Genomic DNA, 18943 nt, shown 5'->3' on the forward strand with positions numbered 1-18943 from the left:
GTTGGGGGCGCGCCCCCCCCCCCCAACCCCGCCCCCCGGGGGGCCCCCCCCCCCCCGGCCGGGGGGGGGGGGCGCGGGCGGCCCCGGCGGGGAGTGGGGGAACGCCTCAGCGGGCGTGCGGGCCGCGACGCTGCGGCAGCGGCACCACACCGCCGGGCGTCCCCTGCTCGACGGTGACCGGCGGCAGGCCGGCGAGCTGGCACAGCAGGTCGCACCAGGCCTCCAGGTGCGGGCCGAGGGCCGGCACCTCGCCCACCTCCGCCGGTGTCCACGAGGCCCGCATCTCCAGCTCGGTGGTGGCCTCCCGGTCGCCGAGGGACCCGAAGAAGTGCGAACCCGCCCGGGTCACCGTGCCCCCGGGCTCGTCGTACGCCGCCCCGCGGGCCTGGAGCGCACCCGTCAGCCACGACCAGCTCACCTCGGGCAGCAGCGGGTCGTTGCCCATCTCCGGCTCCAGATCCGCCCGGGCCAGGGTGACGACGCGGAACCGGCCCCGCCAGGCGTCCTGCCCGGCCGGGTCGTGGAGCAGCACGAAACGCCCGTCGGCCAGTTCCTCGTCCGGGTCGCCGGCCGGGTCCACCACCGAGACCTGCATCGCGTACGCGTGCGGCGCCATGCGTTTGGGCGCCGGCAGCACGCCGGTGGAGATCTCCGGGCGCGGCCGTACCCCGTGCAGGGTCTCGACCGCGCGCCGGAAGAGGACGGCGGCCACGCTCCCCGCGTCGTCCGCGTCGGTGGTCCCGTCCGCACCTGTGGTGCGACCGCCCGCCTGTCCGGGGTCCGAGCCGTTGGGGAAGTGTCCGTGAGCCGCCGCCATGCCCGGAAGATTAGGCCGAGGAGCGCCCGCAACCGGGGAGGACACCCGGTGGGCGGGTCGCCCGTTTGCCGCGTCCGGCACCCGGCGTGGCGCATACCGGACGCAGCCGCCGACCGTGGGTGAGGAGCCCCCTGCCGCCCGTGCGAAAATCGCCCGTGTGAGTGCCAACGACCTTCCCCCCGCGCCCGCTGCCGACCGCACGGCGGAGAACCTCCCGGGCCGGCGGGCCACCGCCGCCGCGGGACCGGACCAGTCCGCGTTCCTCAAGGCGTGCCGCCGGGAGCCCGTGCCGCACACCCCGGTGTGGTTCATGCGGCAGGCGGGGCGCTCACTGCCCGAGTACCGCAAGGTGCGCGAGGGCGTGGCGATGCTCGACTCGTGCATGCGCCCCGACCTCGTCACCGAGATCACCCTCCAGCCGGTGCGCCGCCACGGCGTGGACGCGGCGATCTTCTTCAGCGACATCGTCGTGCCGCTCAAGGCCGTCGGCATCGACCTCGACATCAAGCCGGGCGTCGGACCCGTCGTGCAGGACCCGATCCGCACCCGCGCCGACCTGGACCGGCTGCGCCCGCTGGAGCCCGACGACGTCCACTACGTCACCGAGGCCGTCGGCCGGCTCGTCGGCGAACTCGGGGCGACCCCGCTCATCGGCTTCGCCGGCGCCCCCTTCACCCTCGCCAGCTACCTGGTCGAGGGCGGCCCCTCGCGCAACCACGAGCGCACCAAGGCGCTCATGTACGGCGACCCGCAGCTCTGGGCCGACCTGATGGACCGGCTCGCGGACATCACCGCCGCCTTCCTCACCGTCCAGATCGAGGCCGGCGCCTCGGCGGTGCAGCTCTTCGACTCCTGGGTCGGCGCGCTCGCCCCCGCCGACTACCGCCGCCACGTGATGCCCGCCTCCGCCAAGGTCTTCCAGGCCGTGGCCGGGCACGGGGTGCCGCGCATCCACTTCGGGGTCGGCACCGGCGAACTCCTGGGCCTCATGGGCGAGGCCGGCGCCGACGTCGTGGGCGCCGACTGGCGGGTCCCGCTGGACGAGGCCGCGCGGCGCGTCGGCCCCGGCAAGGCGATCCAGGGCAACCTCGACCCCGCCGTCCTCTTCGCCCCCACCGAGGCCGTCGAGGCGAAGACCGACGAGGTGCTGGCCGCCGCGGCCGGGCTGGAGGGACACATCTTCAACCTCGGCCACGGCGTGCTCCCCACCACCGACCCCGACGCGCTGACGCGGCTGGTGGAGTACGTGCACGAGCACGGCCGGGGGCCGGCGGCCCACTGACCCGGCCGCCCGCCCCCGCCGAGGGGGCGAGGCTCAGCCGACGGCCGCCGCCACCGCGGCGGCGGCCTTGCGGGCAGCCACCAGCACCGGGTCCCACACCGGGGAGAACGGCGGCGCGTACCCGAGGTCGAGCGAGGTCATACCCTCCACCGTCATGCCGGCGGTGAGGGCGACCGCCGCGATGTCGACCCGCTTGCCCGCCCCCTCGCGCCCGACGATCTGCGCGCCCAGCAGCCGCCCGGTGCGGTGCTCCGCCAGCAGCTTCACGTGCATGGGGCTGCTGCCGGGGAAGTAGCCGGCCCGGCTGGTGGACTCCACCGTGGCGGTCACCACCCGCAGCCCGGCTTCGGCCGCCTCGCGCTCCAGCAGGCCGGTGCGGGCGATCTCCAGGTCGCACACCTTGGAGACGGCCGTCCCCACCACCCCGGGGAAGGTCGCGTAACCGCCGGCCACGTTGGCGCCGATGACCTGCCCGTGCTTGTTGGCGTGGGTGCCCAGCGGGATGTGGCGGTGGCGCAGCGAGACCAGGTCCAGGACCTCCACGCAGTCCCCGCCGGCCCACACCGCCTCCTGCCCCCGCACGCGCATGCTCTGGTCGGTCAGGATTCCCCCGTACTCCCCGAGCGGCAGCCCGGCCGCCTCGGCGAGTGCGGTGCCCGGCCGGACGCCCATGCCCAGCACCACCACGTCCGCCGGGTACTCCTCCTCCTGGGTGCACACGGCCGTGGCGCGCCCCGAGGCGTCGGTGCGGATCTCCGTGACCCGCCGTCCCATCGCGGTCGTGATGCCCATGTCCTCCATCGCGGTGCGCACCAGCTCGCCCATGTCCGGGTCGAGGGTGGACATGGGCTGCTCCGCCTGATCCACCAGCGTGACCCGGTAGCCGCGCTTGACCAGGGCCTCGGCCATCTCCACGCCGATGTACCCCGACCCCACGACCACCGCCCGGTCGCCCTCGGTACGGGAGAGGGTGTCCAGCAGGCGCTGCCCGTCCTCCAGGGTCTGCACCCCGTGGACGCCCGCCGCGTCGATACCCGGCAGCGGCGGCCGGACCGGCACCGCCCCGGTCGCCACCACCAGCTTGTCGAACCCCGTCCAGCGTTCCGTTCCCTCGGCCAGGTCGCGGGCCAGCACCCGCCCCCGGTCCAGGTCGATCGTGGTGACCTCGGTGCCCATGCGCAGGTCGATGCCGCGCTTGCGGTGCTCCTCGGGGGAGCGGGCGACCAGCCCCTGCGGCCCGTCCACGTCGCCGCCCACCCAGTACGGCACCCCGCAGGCCGAGTAGGACGAGTAGCGCCCCCGCTCGAAGGCGACGATCTCCAGCTCCCCGGGGCCTCGCAGCCGGCGTGCCCGGGAGGCGGCCGACATGCCCGCCGCGTCCCCTCCGACGACCACCAGTCGTTCGACCATCGCGCTGTCCCTTCGTCGCGGTGTGCTGCCGTGGGTGACGGCTGCCCCGGCAGAGGCGCCGTACGGCACGAGGCTAAGGGGGTCTTGCCAGACCACGCGGCCCGGGCGGGCATATGGCAAGGACCCCTGAGGGCACGCCCCGTCACCTGGGGTGCAGTGCGCACGGCGTCCGGTGCGCACGGCGCGTCCGGGGAGGCGGGCCGGGCCCGCGGTGCCCGCCGCCGGGGACGCCGGGGCGCGGTGAGAGAGTTGGTCTCATGGAAGCAAGCCCGTCGCCCCGGTCCGCTGCCCACCACCGCCCCGCCGCAGGGCCGGGCGACGCCCCGCACGTCGTGGTGGTCGGCGGTGGGATCTCCGGGCTGGCAGCGGCCCACCGCCTCCAGGGGGCAGGGGCCCGGGTGACCGTGCTGGAGGGCTCCGGGCGGCTCGGCGGCAAGCTGTGGGCGGGGGAGGTCGGCGGCGTCCCCGTGGACCTGGGCGCGGAGTCGATGCTGGCGCGCCGGCCGGAGGCGGTCGGCCTCGCCCGGGCCGTCGGCCTCGGCGACCGGTTGCAGTCGCCGACCACCGCCACCGCAGCGCTGTGGTCCCGCGGAGCCCTGCGTCCGATGCCGAAGGGCCACGTCATGGGGGTGCCCGGCGACCCGGCAGCCCTCGCCCCCTCCGGAGTCCTGACGCCCGAGGGCCTGGCCCGCATCGAGGAGGACACCCACCTGCCGCGCACCGAGGTCGGTGAGGACGTCGCCGTGGGCCGGTACGTGGCGCAGCGCCTGGGCCGGGAGGTCGTCGACCGGCTCGTCGAACCGCTCCTGGGCGGGGTGTACGCGGGGGACGCCTACCAGATCTCGATGCGCGCCGCCGTCCCCCAGCTCTACCAGGCGGCCCGTGCCGAACGGTCGCTGCTGGCGGGCGTGCAGGAACTCCAGCGGCGTGCCGCCGAGCGCCCCGCGGCGCAGGGGCCGGTCTTCGCCGGCCTGTCCGGTGGCATCGGCACCCTCCCGGCGGCGGTCGCGGCCTCCCTGCGGGCCGGCGGGGCCGAGGTCCGCACCGGCGCCGAGGTCACCGGACTCGCCCGTACGCCAGGCGGCTGGCGGGTCGTGGTGACCGGGTCCGAGGGCACCCGGCAGCTCGACGCGGACGGCGTGGTGGTGGCCGTGCCCGCACCGGCAGCCGCCGCACTCCTGGTGGACCAGGCGCCGGCCGCCGCCGCGGAGCTGGCCACCGTCGAGTACGCCTCGATGGCCCTGGTGAGCCTCGCCTTCCGCCGCGCCGACCTGGCGACGTCCCCTTCGGGCAGCGGTTTCCTGGTGCCGCCGGTGGAGGGCCGCCACATCAAGGCCGCCACCTTCGCCGGCAACAAGTGGGGCTGGGTCCAGGCCGGCGGACCGGACATCTTCGTGGTGCGCACCTCCCTGGGACGCGCGGGCGAGAGCGCCGTGCTGGACCGCGAGGACGCCGAGCTGGTGGAGCTCTCCCGCACCGACCTGCGGGAGGCGATCGGGCTGGACGCCCGCCCGGTGGACCAGCGGGTGGTGCGCTGGCACGGCGGCCTGCCGCAGTACCCGGTCGGCCACCTGGAGCGGGTCGCACGGGTGCGGGCAGCCGTCGCCGCCGTGCCCGGGCTCGCGTTGTGCGGCGCCTACCAGGACGGCGTCGGCATCCCCGCGTGCGTGGCGACCGCCTCCTCGGCCGCCGACGCCCTTCTCGCGACCCTGGCGACGGCCGCCCGGCCGGGAGAGTGAGAATGGGGGACATGACCAACGCTTCCTCCTCCACCCCCGCGAAGGCCGCGAACGCGGGCAAGAAGGCGAAGGACCTCAACGAGGTCATCCGCTACACCCTGTGGTCGGTCTTCCGGCTCCGCGACGTGCTGCCCGAGGACCGCACCGGCTACGCCGAGGAGGTCCAGGACCTCTTCGACAAGCTCGCCGCGCAGGACGTCACGGTGCGCGGCACCTACGACGTCTCCGGGCTGCGCGCCGACGCCGACCTCATGATCTGGTGGCACGCCGAGACCGCCGACCAGCTCCAGGAGGCGTACAACCTCTTCCGCCGCACCCGGCTCGGCCGTGCGCTGGAGCCGGTGTGGTCCAACATGGCGCTGCACCGCCCCGCCGAGTTCAACAAGTCGCACGTGCCGGCGTTCCTCGCCGACGAGACGCCGCGCAACTACGTCAGCGTCTACCCCTTCGTGCGCTCCTACGAGTGGTACCTGCTCCCCGACGAGGAGCGCCGCACGATGCTCGCCGACCACGGCAAGATGGCCCGCGGCTTCCCCGACGTGCGGGCCAACACCGTCGCCTCCTTCTCGCTGGGCGACTACGAGTGGCTGCTGGCCTTCGAGGCGGACGAACTGCACCGCATCGTCGACCTGATGCGGCACCTGCGGGGTTCGGAGGCGCGTCGCCACGTCCGCGAGGAGGTGCCGTTCTACACCGGCCGCCGCAAGTCGGTCGCGGACCTGGTCGCCACCCTCGCCTGAGCCCGACGACCACGGCCTCGCACGGGCCGGACGGCAGCCCGTCCGGCCCGCAGCGTCTCACTTCACGTGCTTCGCGGCCCGGTCCGCCTTCGCCCGCTGGGTGGGGGAGGGCTCCTTGTGCGGCCCGCAGAAGCTGCTCCGGCCCGCCGTCACGCCCTTGAGCAGGTAGTCCTCGACGTGGCGGTTGACGCAGGTGTTGTCGCCGAAGGCGATGCCGTGCGTCCCCGAGCCCCGCTCGGTCACCAGCGAGGAGCCGCTCAGCCGCCGCTGGAGCTCCAGCGCGCCGGCGTAGGGGGTCGCGCCGTCCCGCTCGGCGGCCAGCAGCAGCACCGGGGGCAGCGCCCCGGGCAGGGTCCCCACGTCCAGCGGACGTTGCAGGTCGCTGACGCGGGCCTTGTGGCCCTTGGGCCAGAACGCGCACGGCAGGTTCAGCCAGGCGTTGTCCCAGGTCTCGAAGGGCGCGCTCGCCGCGACCCGGGTGTTGTCCGCGTCCCAGGTGTGCCAGTCGCGCGGCCAGGGCGCGTCGTTGCACTCGACCGCGGTGTAGACGGCGTTGCCGTTCTCGTCCTCCTTCGCGGTCTCCGGCATGGGCGCCGCCTGAGCGAGCAGCGGCTTCTCGTCGCCCTTGAGGAACGCGGACAGGGCGGCGGCCCGGGGCGGCCAGTAGGCGTCGTTGTAACCCGCCTTGAGGAAGGCGGCCTGCAACTGGCCGGGCCCGACCTTGCCGCCCGCGGGGTGGCGCCGCAGCCGGTCGCGGACCTTCTCGTAGGCCCGCCCGACGGCCGCCTCGTCCCTGCCGAGGTGGTACGTCCCGTCGTGGCGCGCCACCCAGCGGCGGAAGTCGTGCCAGCGCCCTTCGAAGGAGACGTTCTGGGCGAGGTTGTTCTGGTACCAGATCTGGTCGGGATCAGGGTCGACCACGCTGTCGAAGACCATGCGCCGCACGTGGGAGGGGTAGAGCGTGGCGTACAGCGCCCCGAAGTACGTGCCGTAGGAGGCCCCGAGGTAGTTGAGGCGGTCCTGGCCGAGTGCCGCGCGCAGCATGTCGAGGTCGCGGGCGTTGTTGACCGAGTTGTAGTACGGCAGAGCGGGCCCCGCGGAGCGGGCGCAGCCGCGGGCGTACGCCTTGGCCTGGGCGAGCTTGCGCTGCTTGAAGTCCTCGGAGGGGTGCACCGGGCTGTCGGTGGGCGCCTGCGCGAAGACCTTCGGGTCCTGGCAGGACAGGGGTGCGCTGCGGCCGACACCGCGGGGGGCGTAGCCGACGAAGTCGTAGGCCCGGGCCGTCCGCCGCCACGCCTCCAGCTGCCCGTACAGCGGGAAGTCCATGCTGGAGGCGCCAGGCCCGCCCGGGTTGTACACCAGCGCGCCCTGGTGCTCGGAGCGTTTCCCGGTCGCGCGGGCCCGGCTGACGGTGAGCTGGATCTTCCGGCCCTCGGGGTGCGCGTAGTCCAGTGGAACGGTGAGTGTGCCGCACTGGACGGTGGACGGCAGGTGCTCCGCGGCCGGGCAGCGGCCGAAGGTGAGGGGGTGCACGGCGGCGGGCGCGGCCGGGGCGGACCCCGTGGCCTGCTCGGGAGAGGCGTCGGCCCCGGTGGCCGGTGCGGTGACGAGGGCGGTGAGGACCAGGGACCCCGCCACGGTGCCGTACAACGCTCGCGCTCTCACAGGCCGTCCCTTTCGTTCGGTTGACCCAACAAAAGCGATAATTGGTCCGATCGGGGTCGAAGTAAAGCACCGTGCAACGGTGTCGGCGGCTATGCCCCGGATGCGTGGACCGCGTACCGGGCGCGTCGGGGCCCGTCGGGGAGCGCGGGCAGGGAGGTCCGGCGGGCGCGGGCGGCCGGTGCGCCGGACGGGCGGATGGGCGGGGCAGCGCGCACCCGGTGTGCACGAGGCCCCGCGGAGGCGAGGTCGCGCGGGGGGGAGGTGCCCGGGGGAGCCCCCGCCCCGCAGGAGGAGGCCGGGCTCAACCCCCGCAGGAGAAGGAGCATCCGCAGGAAGACGGAGCCCCGCCGCCCTCCGGGGGGCCGTCGGTCCACCAGGAGCCGTTCGGGGACGGGCCCCAGTGGGTCCCGACGGGGAGGGCGCGGCCCGGGGGCGTGCCGTCCGCGGCCGCCCGGCCCGGTGCCTGGCCGGCGCTGTCCCAGCCGTCCGGCGTCCGGCCGCCGAGCGTCGCGCCGCACCAGGTGGTGCCGGTCCCGCGCCCCGTGACCAGGTGTCCTGGGACGCACCGGGCGGCGGCGAACTGGGCGCGGGTGACCGGGTCCGGCAGGGCGTCGGAACCGCGCAGCGCGACGAGCAGGGCCGTGGGGGCGGCCTGGACGGGGCCTGTGCCCAGCCGGGCGCGGTGGCCTGCCAGGGCCTTCTCGCCGGCCGGGCTCAACCGCACCCCCTGGCCGCGCCGGCACGCCCAGCCCACCGCCACCGAGGGGAGGAGGTAGGGCAGGGCGTGCGCCACGAAGGGGGTGCCGTACCCGTCGGCCCAGTCGTCGAGCCGCCCCGCCACGGTCAGCGCCAGCAGTGACGCTCCGAAGACCAGCCAGAGCATGAGGTGGGCGGCCGCCAGCGGGAGGGCCCACCGCTGACCGCGGGGGCGGCGCAGCAGCCCGCCGGCCACCAGCCGGTCCCCGATCTCCGCCACCGCCCGCGTCGCGGCCACCCCGTGGCGGACCCGGGCGAGGGAGCCGTCCGGCACCTCCCGCACCACGCGCGCCACGGCGGCCGCCACCGGGTCCGCAGAGGCTGCCCGGTGCAGTGAGACCACCCCCGGCCCGCCGATCGACAGCCGCCCGTCCTCGTGCAGCGCCGCGATCGCGGCGTCCGCCACCCGGTACGGACCGCCCGCCAGGAACGCGGCCTCCCACTCCGTCCGTCCACGCTGCCGGGGGCCGGGGGCCCGGTGCGGCCGCCGGGACCACCACGTCACCGCGAGGACCGCCGAGGAGGAGGCGCCGGCCGCCGCGGCGACCATCAGTTCCGGGCCCACCGTCCTCACCCCCGGCCCCGTCGCAGCCGCGTCACCACCCGGTGCCCCACGGGCGGTTTCGGCGCGGCACGGACCCGCCGCCACCGGGCGAGCCTGCGGCGCGCGGCCGGCTCGGCGGGCAGGTCCCGCGCGAGGAGGTGGGCGGCGAAGTCCAGGGCGTCCAGACGGTAGCCGCCACGCATCGGGCGGCCCGCCGCGTACTGCGCGAACAGCGGCCGGAAGGCCTCGCCCAGGAGGTGCGGCAGCTCCGGCGCCACCCGCGCCACCACCCCGGCGCGCTTGGCGACCAGCGCCCGGCCCTGCACCCCCAGGCGCCACCCGTCGAAGCCCTCCGGGACCGGGGCGCCCGCCACGAGCGAGGCCAGCAGCGCGGTCTGGGCGAGCGCCAGCCGCTGCCGTGCGCCGCCGCCGTCCCGCGGACCGTCGGGGGCCGCCACGAGGGGCCGGCCCGCCCCGGACGCGGTGGTGGCGGTCCGGGCGGGGGCGTCCGAGCGAAGCTCCTCCCAGGAGCCCCCGCCCGCCACGGCCGCCGGGCCCGGGAGGTGGCCGCGGGCCGCCACCTCGCGGATCGCCGCCAGCTCGCCCGCCAGCACGCCCGGTTCCGGGAAGTCCTCGTCCCGTTCCAGGAGGACGCCCGGCGGGTCAGTGCGGGCGCAGAGCCGTCCGAGGATCTCCAGCACCTGCGGCGGAACCGGATGGGCGTGGCTGTCGTGCCACACGCCGTCCCGCTCCACACCGCCCGCCACGTGCACGTACGCCAGAGCCTCCAGCGGCAGTTCGGCCAGCGCGCGGGCCGGGTCCTCGCCCCGGTTGACGTGGTTGGTGTGCAGGTTCGCCACATCGATCAGCAGCCCTACGCCGGTGCGCTCCACCAGTTCGGTCAGGAACCGCCCCTCCGACATCTCCTCCCCGGGCCAGGCGAAGAGGGCGGCGATGTTCTCCAGGGCCAACGGCACGGGAAGCGCGGCCTGGGCGATGCGGACGTTCTCGCACAGCACCTCCAGCGCGTCCCGGGTGCGGGGCACCGGCAGCAGGTGGCCCGCCTCCATCACGGGTGAGGCGGTGAGCGGTCCGCCCGCCCGGACGAACGCGATGTGCTCGGTCACCAGCGGCGCCCCCAGCGCCCGGACCCGGTCGGCCAGCGCGGCCAGCCGGGCCGGATCGGGACGGTCCGCTCCGCCGAGTCCGAGCGAGACGCCGTGCGGGATCACGGTCTTCCCGCGCTTCGCCAACTCCTCCAGTGCGGGCGGGAGATGGCCGGGGCAGAGGTTCTCCGCCACCACCTCGACCCAGTCGACGTCCAGCCGCGCGACCTCCTCGGCGATCTCCGGCCGCCAGCCGATGCCCGCGCCCAGCCGCGGCCCCGCCGACCCGCCGCCGCGCCCCTTGCCGCCCGCGACCGTGCGGGCCGGGCCCACCGTGTCCGTCTCCGTCATGCCCTCTCCCCCCGTGCCGGTCCGGCCCGCACCGCGGCGCCCGCCGACCCTGGTCCCGCCACCGGCCCCCGCGGTGTCGCGCTGTCCGGTATCTGTGCCGTCCGGGCTCCCGCCAACCCCCGTCCGCCGTGTTCAGAGCAGGAATTGAGCTTCGCGTGCGACGGGGCCGGTCCGCCGCGGTGACCACCTTCGGGGGAGGGCGCGAACGGGGCGGCTGCGCCGGCGCCGGCCGGGAGCTGCGGAGTTCCGGGGTGTCCGCGGTGTTTGCGGTGTTCGTCCCGGACGCGCGGTCCGGGGGTTCCGCCGCGCCGCTGCGGTGGTCGCTGTCGCCGATCTCGGCTAGTCGTGGCGACGGCTCCCCGGGCCGTGGGCGGCAATGCCGACAGGCCGTCATGTGACGTACGGATCACCGCGGTTGGGGAAGACCAGGTCCCCAGGTGGCGTTGACGCGGTTGCCTGGCGGGTTCGGTCGCCGGGTGCCTGGACGTGGCTCGGGAGGGACGGGGGTGGTCGGCGGGCTGCGGTGGGCCGGACGCGCCCAGCCGGTTTGGAACCGATGATCGATAACCGTTAGCATGATCTAGTTGCTGAAAGCAACCATTGGGCACTGCTCTGACGCGTCACGTCACCCGACGGGACCGGCAGACCCCCCACACCGACCCAAGAGCACGTACCGCTGGCGCCGGCACCCGCATGACCGCGCCAGGTCAGGAGGAACCACACATGTCCGACGCCGAACCGGACTTCCGCACCTTCGTGGAGGAGAACCTCGACGCGCTGGGGGCCGCCCCGGAGCGTGAGGCACTGGTGCACCAGGGGCAGCGCATCACCGCCGGCGCCTTCCGCGAACTCGTCTACCGCATCGCGCGCGCCCTGCGCGCCCAGGGCGTCGAGCGTGGCCACACCGTCACCCTGCTCAGCGGCAACCTCCCGGAGGCCATCGCCGCCCGCTACGCCGCCAACCTCATCGGCTGCCGCGTCAACCACCTCTACAACAAGCTCGCCGCCGACGTGCAGGCGACGATCGTCGGCGACGTGGAGACCCACGCGCTGATCGTCGACCCCGACTACGACGAGCGCGCCGCCGAGGTGCTGGCCCAGGCGCCCGTCCCGGCCGTCCTCACCCTGGGCCCCGCCAAGGTGGGGGCCGACCTGCTGGAACTGGCCGCCGCAGAGTCCGGCGAACCCTTCGCCGGCCAGGCCCGGCCGGAGGACGTCTGCACCATCCGCCACACCGGCGGCACCACCGGCCACCCCAAGGGCATCTGCACCACCTTCGAGCAGGTGCAGGCGTTCCGCGGGGCGACCCGCGCACAGCAGGCGGCGCACGACGCCGCGCCCGAGGACCGCAAGGTGGCGAACCCGCTGCCGCAGCCGGGTGAGGAGGCCCCGCGACTGCTGGTGTGCACCACCATCGCCCACGCGGGCGGGATGCTGGCCGACTCGGTGCTCTACGCGGGCGGCACGGTCGTGCTGCTCCCCGACTTCGACCCGGCCGCCGTGCTGGCCGCGATCGAGCGCGAGCGCATCACCCACCTCTTCCTGCTGCCGCCGCTGCTCTACCAGCTCACCGACCACCCGGACGCGGCCACCACCGACACCTCCAGCCTGCGCAGCCTGACGTACGGCGGCTGCCAGTCCTCCCCCGTCCGCATCGCCGACGCGATCCGCCGCTTCGGCCCCGTGCTGGTGCAGTTCTACGGGCAGAACGAGGCGGGCGGCATCAGCATCCTGCCGCCCGAGGAGCACGACGTGGAGCGCCCCGAGCGGCTGCGGTCCGCCGGCAAGGTGCTGCCCTGGGTCGAGGTGGCGATCCGCGACGAGGCCGGCCGCGACCTGCCGCTGGGCGAGCACGGCGAGATCTGCGTGCGGTCCGCGAGCATCATGCAGGGCTACTGGAAGCAGCCCGAGCTGACCGCCGAGGTCCTGCGCGACGGCTGGCTGCACACCGGTGACGTCGGCTTCCTCGACGCCGACGGCTACCTCACCATCGTCGACCGCCTCAAGGACATGATCGTCGTGGTCGGCGGCCACGTGTACACCACCGAGCTGGAGGACCTGCTCAACTCCCACCCTCAGGTGCAGCAGAGCGCCGTCTTCGGGGTGCGCGACGCCGACCGCATGGAGCGCGTCCACGCCGCGGTCGTCACCACCCCGGGCAGCACGCTCGACCAGGAGCAGCTGTGCGCCCTGGTACGCGAGGAGCGGGGCGCGATGTACGTGCCGGCGCAGATCGTCTTCGTCCCCGAACTGCCGCTGACCGACGCCGGCAAGCCGGACAAGAAGGCCCTGCGCCACCAGGTCGAGGCAGAGCAGGCCGCCTGACCGGCGCACCGTCGGATGACATCCGGCCCGGCCCGGGGGAGCTCCACGGCCGGGCCGGCTGCTTCGCGGGCCGGCCCCTGCCACCCGCACGGCACCACGGCCGGTGCATGCGTGGGCCGGTACCGGGGCCGGTCGCCGGGGGTGCCCCGGGGTCAGCGCCCGACGCGCGCCCGCAGGGCCGGGTGGTCGGCCACCACGGTGCACGAGCCGGGAGCCACCTCCGTGAACCCCGCGTCCTGCACCACCGGCAGCCCCGCAGCCGTGGCCTCCCGCCAGACCTGCTCGTCCGCCTCCCGTACCGCGAGCGGGAAGCCCCTTTCCTGCCACGCGGCCCGCTCCTGCGCGTCGAGTTCCCACCACGCCAACTGGGCGCCGTGGCCGACCTGCGCCATCGCCTTGCCGGCGGACATCTTCACCCCCGGGGCGAGCCACAGCACGGGCACGTCGGGGGACGGGTCCGCGGGCGGCTCCGGGTCCGTCAGTTCGGTGCCGGAGACCTGGAGGCGAGCCAGGTCCTTGGGCCAGCCGTCCAGCGGCACCGGCGGGAACACGCGCACCTGGGCCTCCTCGCCCCCGACCGTGATCCCGGGCAGGGCCTCGGCCCGCCGCCACTCCGCCCCACGGGCCCGCCGCACCACCTTGCGGATACGGGCGTCCTGCCAGTCGCGCACCACGGCCGCCCACTCGCCGGCACCGTTCGCCCGCTCGTCGGCCAGCAGGGTCAGCACGGCCCGGGCCGCCGTCTCCAGGGCGTCCACCCGGCGCGGCGGGTCCGCCTTCTCGATGTGCACCACCAGCGGCAGCACGTACTCCCGCGCGGCCTGCGGATCGTCCGCGGCGGCCTGGGCGGCGGCGGTCTCGGGAGCGGGGGCCGCCGAGGCGGCGGGGCGGGGAAGGTCGGTGCCGGTCACGGCACCAGTCTGCCAGCGGGGCGACGCCGGCGGCCGGGGAGGCCCCGCCGCCCCGGGGCCACAGCCGGGGGCCGCACACCTCGAACGGGTCCGGCGAGGGCCTCCCTCCGGCCATCGCCCCGCCCATTCCCCGCTCCCCGCCCCCGACCTCCGCCCCGGACGCTAGCGTGATGGCCGCGCGACCACAGCAGCGCGCCGAGGGTGAGGGCGAGCAACGGAACGGGGGACAAGTGAGGGACACCGGAGCCGTGTTGTCGCTGCGCAGGGTCGGTCGGCGGTACGGGTGGCGGGGGCCGTGGGTGCTGCGGGAGGTCGACCTGGAACTGGGCCGGGGCGACCTGGTGCGGGTGCAGGGCGTCAACGGCAGCGGCAAGTCGACCCTGCTGCGGCTGCTGGCCGGCATCGACGCCCCGAGCACCGGCCGCCTCACCGGACGTCCCCGCACGGCCTACGTGCCGGAGAGGTTCCCCGCAAGCCTGCCGTTCACCGCCGGCGACTACCTGACCCACCTCGCCCGCGTCCACGGCCTGCGCGGGCCCGAGGCCGGTCGCCGGGCCGCGCTGTGGCTGGAGCGGTTGGGGGCCGGCGAGCACCTGCGCACACCGATGGCGCTGCTGTCCAAGGGGACCAGCCAGAAGGTCGCACTCGCCCAGGCGTTCACCGGCGACCCCGACCTGCTGGTCCTGGACGAGGCGTGGACGGGCCTGGACCGGGCCTCCCGCGACACCGTCGACCAGGCCGTCACCGCACTCGTCCGGCAGGGCGCGACGGCCGTCTTCGTCGACCACGACCCGGCCCGGCTCGCGGACGCCGTCGACACCGAACTGCTGGTGACCGACGGCAGGGTGGTCCGGCCCGACCGGGCGGCCCCGGACGCCGGGCCGGTCGCGGTGCTCCTGGTCCGCCCGCCGACGCCCGTCCGCGACCTCCACGCGCTCGCCGCCGCGTTGCCGGGCCGGCCCGGCGTCGCGCACCGCAAGGCAGGCGGGCTGCGTCTGACCGTCCCCGCCACCCACTCCGACGACGTGCTGCGCGCCCTGCTCAACCGCACCCCCGCCTGGCACGTCGAGGAGGTCACCCCGCCGGGGCCGCCCCGGGCCGGAGCGCCGCACCAGCCGGCCGACGCCCGGAGCACCGACCCGACCGACACCCGCGGCACCGTGCCGGCCGAGGCCCCGGACACCGCGCCGACCGACGAGGAGACGCACCGATGATGACCGCACTCCTGCGCTACCAGGGCGCGCTGCTGCTCCGCTCCCGCCGCTGGCTGCCCCCGGTCCTCGTCCTCGTCGCCTTCCTGGCGATCGGGGTGCAGACGGGCGGGCCCGTGCTGGACGGTTTCGGCTACGCGGCGGCCGGTCTCCTGCCGGTCACCGCCTGGCTGGTGCGGGTCTGCGTGACGGCCGAGCCGCAGGCCGCCCGCGACTGCACCGGGGCGGCGACCGGGCCGCACCGGGTCCACCTCGCCTGGGTGCTGACCGCCGGGGGCTTCGCCGCGGTGCTGGCGCTGTGCGCCACCCTCTTCGTGGCGGTCTCCGCCGATCCGCGCTCCACCGACCACCGGGTCGCCGTCCCGCTCTGGCCCGCCGCCGGTGCGGGTTTCGTCGCGGCCCTCGCCTGCGTGCTGCTGGGGCTGGCCGCCGGCGTACTCACCAGCCGACCGGTGCTCCGCAGGCGCGGCTGGGACGTCCTCCTCGGCACCCTTGCCGCGCTGCTGCTCCTGGTCGTCGGCGCCTCCCCGGCCAACGCAGCCGTCACCGGGCTGGTCGCGGGCTCCACCACGGGGCAGGTGACGGTGGCGTGGTGGCCGGTCGTCGCCGCCGCGCTGCTGGCGACCGCCGCGACCGCTGCCGCCTGCCTGGTCAGCCGCCGCCGCACCTGAGCCCCCGCGTGCCTGCCCGTACCGCGGGCGGGCTGACGCGGGGAACCGGGTCGGCGCCGCCGCCCGCCCTGACGCCCACGGGCGTGGCTGCGCTAGCCTCCCGCCATGTCCCTGACCCCCGCCGCCGACCGTGGCCCGCGCACCGCAGCCCCCACCCCGCCGCAGGACCGGACGGAGGGCGGGACGCAGCAGGAGCGGCAGGACGCGTCCCCGCGGGCCGACTGCGTCCTGTGCGGCGAGGTGACGGAGCACCCCGCGAGCCGCCCCGGCGCCCTGCTCTGTCCCGTCTGCGAGTGGCAGGAGGCGCAGCGCAGCGCCTGTTCCGGCTGACGGGCCGCCGCGCGGCCGCAACCGGGCCGAGAGGATGCGCGCACCTGCGCTCAGGAGCCGGCGCCCCCGGCTTGGCGGCTGGGGGAGCGGGGCCGGGGCCGTCCGTCAGGCGTTGCCGGCCAGCGGCGCGGCGTCGCGGGCGAGGGCGGTCAGGCGGGAGATGGCCCGCAGGTACTTCTTGCGGTAGCCGCCCTTCAGCATCTCCTCGCTGAACAACTCGTCGAACGGCTTGCCCGCCGCCAGGACCGGCACCTCCCGGTCGTAGAGACGGTCGGCGAGCACCACCAGGCGCAGCGCCGTCGACTGGTCCGGCACCGGGCGCACGTCCGTCAGGCAGACCGCCCGCAGGCCGTCGCACATCGCCCCGTACCGGCTCGGGTGCACCCGGGCCAGGTGCTCCAGCAGGTCGGGGAAGTCGTCCAGCGAGGCGCCTTCGGTGGCGTGGGCGGCGCGGACCACGGTCTCGGGGTCGTGCGGCTCCGGCGCCTGCGGCAGACCGCGGTGACGGTAGTCCTCACCGTCGATGCGCACCGCCCGGAAGTGCGCGGAGAGCCCCTGGATCTCGCGGAGGAAGTCGGCCGCCGCGAACCGGCCCTCGCCCAGCTTGCCGGGGAGGGTGTTGGAGGTGGCGGCCAGCTTCACGCCCGCCTCGACCAGGCGGCTCAGCAGCGTCGAGACGAGCACCGTGTCGCCCGGATCGTCCAGCTCGAACTCGTCGATGCACAGCAGGCGGTGGTGTTGCAGGGTGCGCACCGTCTGCTGGAAGCCGAGGGCGCCCACCAGGTTGGTCAGCTCCACGAAGGTGCCGAAGGCCTTGCGCTCGGCGGGGGCGGGCACGGCGTGCCACAGCGAGGCCAGCAGGTGGGTCTTGCCGACACCGTAGCCGCCGTCCAGGTAGACGCCGGCCGGCCCGGTCGGGGCCGCGGGGCGCCGCCCGAACCAGCGCCGCCGGCCGCCGCCGGACCCCTCGCCCTCGCCGATGGTCCGGGCGAAGGAGCTGAGGACCTGCACCGCCTCGCCCTGGCTGGGCTGCGCGGGGTCGGGGACGTAGGTCTCGAAGCGGGCCGAGCTGAAGCGTGGCGGCGGCACCAGTTCGGCCACCAGCCGGTCGGGTGGCACGTGCGGGGTGCGGGAGGTCAGCGCCGGCGGGCCGGCGACGGCCGGCGCGTCGGAGGCGTGCGGCGCGGAGCCGGGAGCGGAGGAGCCGGTGGGATCGGCGTGCGAGGACGACACAACCCTCCACCTTAGTAGCCACCCCACCGGCGTGGCCGGTCGCGCGAGGCATGTCACACTGCGCCCTATGCGACGCCTGTTCCCCGCCCCCGAAAACCCCGCTGACCTGCACGACCACGAGTGGAGCCTGGACGAGCTGGCGGATGCCTACGCCTACCCGGCGACAGCGACCGGCACGGCCTTCACCCGGGCCAACATGGTGGCCTCCCTCGACGGCGCGGCCCATCACGACGGGCGGTCCGAGCCGCTCTCCGGCGCAGCCGACATGAGGATCTTCGGCGTGCTGCGGGCGCTGGCGGACGCCGTGGTGGTGGGCGCCGAGACCGTTCGCCGGGAGGGGTACCGGCCGGCGCGCGCCCGGGAGGCGTTCGCGCGGCGGCGCGCCGAGGCCGGCCAGGCGCCGGCCCCCGCCGTCGCCGTCGTCAGCGCCGGCCTGGACCTGAACTTCTCGCTCCCCCTCTTCACCTCCCCGCTCGTCCCCACCGTGCTGCTCACCGGCGCCGCGGCACCCTCCGACCGCGTGGCGGCGGCTCGCCACGCCGGTGCGGACGTCGTCTTCGCCGGGGAGGGCGCCGCCGTGGACCTCGCGCGCGTCCCCGCGGCCCTCGCCGGGCGGGGCATGACCCGGCTGCTGACCGAGGGCGGCCCGCGGCTGCTGGGCCAGTTCGCGGGGGCCGACGTGCTCGACGAGCTGTGCCTGACCGTGGCGCCGCTGGTCGCGGCCGGTGACGCCTCGCGGATCATGAACGCCCCGGTGCTGGAGACCCCCGCCCGGTACGCGCCGGCGGCCATCCTGGAAGAGGACGGGTTCCTCTTCACCCGCTACCGCAGGGCGGTCCCGGCCGCCTGAACCTCCCGGTCCGGTGGAGGGCGCCCCGCGGCGGCGCGGAGGAGGGCGCGTGCGGCACTGGGGGAGGTGTGCGGGTGATCGGAGCTCACGGCAGTTCCCCGCCGCGATCGCTGGGCACACTGTTGACCAGTGAGTCCCCAGGTACCAGGGGAAGAATGGTTTCTGCAGAGTGCGCGGAGGCGCGCCTCCAGACGAGAAGAAGGGGCTGACGGTCGTGTTCCGAAGCGTTTTGATGATCGAGAAGCCGTTGACGCCCGCTGACGTGGAGTTCGTGACCACCCTGCACGAGGAGCCGGTCTCGTTCGTCGTGCTCATGCAGCCGCGAGGCCGGCAGGACGTGCTGCTCCGCGCCATCGACGACGTGGCGCTGGGCGAGTTCGACGAGATCGCCCGCGAGGAGTCCGAGGGGGACGGCGACGAGCAGCCGGCCGAGCGTGCCGTGCACCACACGGTGGCGGCGCTGCGGGCGGTCGGGGCGGAGGCGGTCGGCGAGGTGGTCGAGAACCACCCGCTGGACCGGCTGCGGACGGTGGTCGAGGAGAGAGCCGCTGACGAGGTGATCGTGTTGACCGCCCCGCACTTCGTCGAGGAGTTCTTCCACCGCGACTGGGCCTCCCGCGCTCGCCACAAGGTCGGCGTGCCGGTACTCAAGCTGTTCTCGCACGCGGGCGACGAGGAGCCACCGGGGCACGACCCGGTCGCCGACGCCAAGGGGAGCTGAGCCGGCCCCGTCGCCCTGCGTGGCCGTCCCGCCACCGACAGGCGCCGCGGGCCACCTCGGTGCGGGCGCCGGCGCGTGCCCGCGTGCCGCGTCGGTGCGAGGGCCCGGCCCGCCGCCGGGGGAGCCGCAGGTCGCCGTCGGGGCCCGGCCCGCCGCACCCGCCCCGTCCCGCCCTCGCGACGCGCCACGGCACGCCCGGCGTCGTGTCCCCGCTGCACGGACCGGATGCGAGAATCGTGCGCGCACCGGCCTTCCGTCCGCCGGCGTCCCCGGCCCGGCGC

16 protein-coding genes are annotated in these 18943 nt (G+C 75.9%); 9 read left to right on the forward strand and 7 right to left on the reverse strand.

The window, feature by feature from the left end; genetic code table 11:
• Positions 1 to 106: 106 nt before the first annotated feature.
• Positions 107 to 817, reverse strand: coding sequence for a DUF3000 domain-containing protein (locus ACFV3R_RS27955; protein WP_385588894.1), 711 nt, complete (start codon positions 815 to 817; stop codon positions 107 to 109).
• Positions 818 to 974: 157 nt separating this feature from the next.
• On the opposite strand from ACFV3R_RS27955, the gene hemE reads away from it, so the two are divergent.
• Positions 975 to 2099 (forward strand): uroporphyrinogen decarboxylase, encoded by a 1125-nt coding sequence (gene hemE, locus ACFV3R_RS27960; RefSeq protein ID WP_385588896.1) that lies wholly within the window; start codon positions 975 to 977, stop codon positions 2097 to 2099.
• A 33-nt stretch (positions 2100 to 2132) separates the two neighbouring features.
• On the opposite strand, the gene ACFV3R_RS27965 is transcribed toward hemE, so the two are convergent.
• Complete coding sequence (locus ACFV3R_RS27965) at positions 2133 to 3509, reverse strand: FAD-dependent oxidoreductase (RefSeq protein ID WP_385588898.1); 1377 nt, start codon at positions 3507 to 3509, stop codon at positions 2133 to 2135.
• Between the two features lie 257 nt (positions 3510 to 3766).
• Between ACFV3R_RS27965 and hemG the strand changes: the two genes are divergently transcribed.
• Positions 3767 to 5248 (forward strand): protoporphyrinogen oxidase, encoded by a 1482-nt coding sequence (gene hemG, locus ACFV3R_RS27970; protein ID WP_385588900.1) that lies wholly within the window; start codon positions 3767 to 3769, stop codon positions 5246 to 5248.
• Between the two features lie 11 nt (positions 5249 to 5259).
• The gene (gene hemQ / locus ACFV3R_RS27975; RefSeq protein WP_385588902.1) at positions 5260 to 5988 is read left to right on the forward strand and encodes a hydrogen peroxide-dependent heme synthase; all 729 of its coding nucleotides are present in this window, start codon (positions 5260 to 5262) and stop codon (positions 5986 to 5988) included.
• A gap of 57 nt (positions 5989 to 6045) precedes the next feature.
• Here the strand turns inward: hemQ and ACFV3R_RS27980 are convergent, their stop codons facing one another.
• From ACFV3R_RS27980 to ACFV3R_RS27990, 3 genes are all read right to left on the reverse strand, one after another.
• The gene (locus ACFV3R_RS27980) at positions 6046 to 7653 is read right to left on the reverse strand and encodes an alpha/beta hydrolase (RefSeq protein ID WP_385588904.1); all 1608 of its coding nucleotides are present in this window, start codon (positions 7651 to 7653) and stop codon (positions 6046 to 6048) included.
• Between the two features lie 301 nt (positions 7654 to 7954).
• The gene (locus ACFV3R_RS27985) at positions 7955 to 8974 is read right to left on the reverse strand and encodes a TIGR04222 domain-containing membrane protein (protein ID WP_385588906.1); all 1020 of its coding nucleotides are present in this window, start codon (positions 8972 to 8974) and stop codon (positions 7955 to 7957) included.
• Positions 8975 to 8979: 5 nt separating this feature from the next.
• Positions 8980 to 10410, reverse strand: a complete 1431-nt coding sequence (locus ACFV3R_RS27990; RefSeq protein ID WP_385588908.1) for a DUF692 domain-containing protein — start codon at positions 10408 to 10410, stop codon at positions 8980 to 8982.
• 723 nt (positions 10411 to 11133) lie between these two features.
• Here ACFV3R_RS27990 and ACFV3R_RS27995 point away from each other — a divergent pair.
• Positions 11134 to 12735: an AMP-binding protein gene (locus tag ACFV3R_RS27995; RefSeq protein ID WP_385588910.1), complete on the forward strand. Its 1602-nt coding sequence runs from the start codon at positions 11134 to 11136 to the stop codon at positions 12733 to 12735.
• Between the two features lie 152 nt (positions 12736 to 12887).
• Here the strand turns inward: ACFV3R_RS27995 and ACFV3R_RS28000 are convergent, their stop codons facing one another.
• Positions 12888 to 13646 carry an aminoacyl-tRNA hydrolase gene (locus tag ACFV3R_RS28000; protein WP_385588912.1) on the reverse strand — a complete coding sequence of 253 codons (759 nt, stop codon included), beginning with the start codon at positions 13644 to 13646 and terminating at the stop codon, positions 12888 to 12890.
• Positions 13647 to 13816: 170 nt separating this feature from the next.
• Between ACFV3R_RS28000 and ACFV3R_RS28005 the strand changes: the two genes are divergently transcribed.
• From ACFV3R_RS28005 to ACFV3R_RS28015, 3 genes are all read left to right on the forward strand, one after another.
• Positions 13817 to 14860, forward strand: a complete 1044-nt coding sequence (locus tag ACFV3R_RS28005; RefSeq protein WP_385588914.1) for an ATP-binding cassette domain-containing protein — start codon at positions 13817 to 13819, stop codon at positions 14858 to 14860.
• Positions 14857 to 15528, forward strand: a complete 672-nt coding sequence (locus ACFV3R_RS28010) for an ABC transporter (RefSeq protein ID WP_385588916.1) — start codon at positions 14857 to 14859, stop codon at positions 15526 to 15528. The genes ACFV3R_RS28005 and ACFV3R_RS28010 overlap by 4 nt, the downstream gene beginning before the upstream one ends.
• Before the next feature lie 105 nt (positions 15529 to 15633).
• Positions 15634 to 15858 (forward strand): hypothetical protein, encoded by a 225-nt coding sequence (locus ACFV3R_RS28015; RefSeq protein ID WP_385588918.1) that lies wholly within the window; start codon positions 15634 to 15636, stop codon positions 15856 to 15858.
• A gap of 105 nt (positions 15859 to 15963) precedes the next feature.
• Here ACFV3R_RS28015 and zapE read toward each other — a convergent pair whose 3' ends face one another.
• Entirely contained in the window at positions 15964 to 17091 is a 1128-nt protein-coding gene (gene zapE, locus ACFV3R_RS28020; RefSeq protein ID WP_385588920.1) for a cell division protein ZapE, read from the reverse strand.
• Positions 17092 to 17158: 67 nt separating this feature from the next.
• Here zapE and ACFV3R_RS28025 point away from each other — a divergent pair, with 67 nt between their 5' ends.
• Together ACFV3R_RS28025 and ACFV3R_RS28030 are read left to right on the forward strand one after the other, a co-directional pair.
• On the forward strand, positions 17159 to 17941 hold the full coding sequence (locus tag ACFV3R_RS28025; protein ID WP_385588922.1) for a pyrimidine reductase family protein: 783 nt from the start codon (positions 17159 to 17161) through the stop codon (positions 17939 to 17941).
• A gap of 232 nt (positions 17942 to 18173) precedes the next feature.
• Positions 18174 to 18662, forward strand: a complete 489-nt coding sequence (locus ACFV3R_RS28030; protein ID WP_385588998.1) for an indole-3-glycerol phosphate synthase — start codon at positions 18174 to 18176, stop codon at positions 18660 to 18662.
• Positions 18663 to 18943 lie beyond the last annotated feature (281 nt).

The sequence above is a fragment of the Streptomyces sp. NPDC059740 genome, assembly GCF_042733155.1.
In the GTDB taxonomy this organism is placed as follows: domain Bacteria; phylum Actinomycetota; class Actinomycetes; order Streptomycetales; family Streptomycetaceae; genus Streptomyces.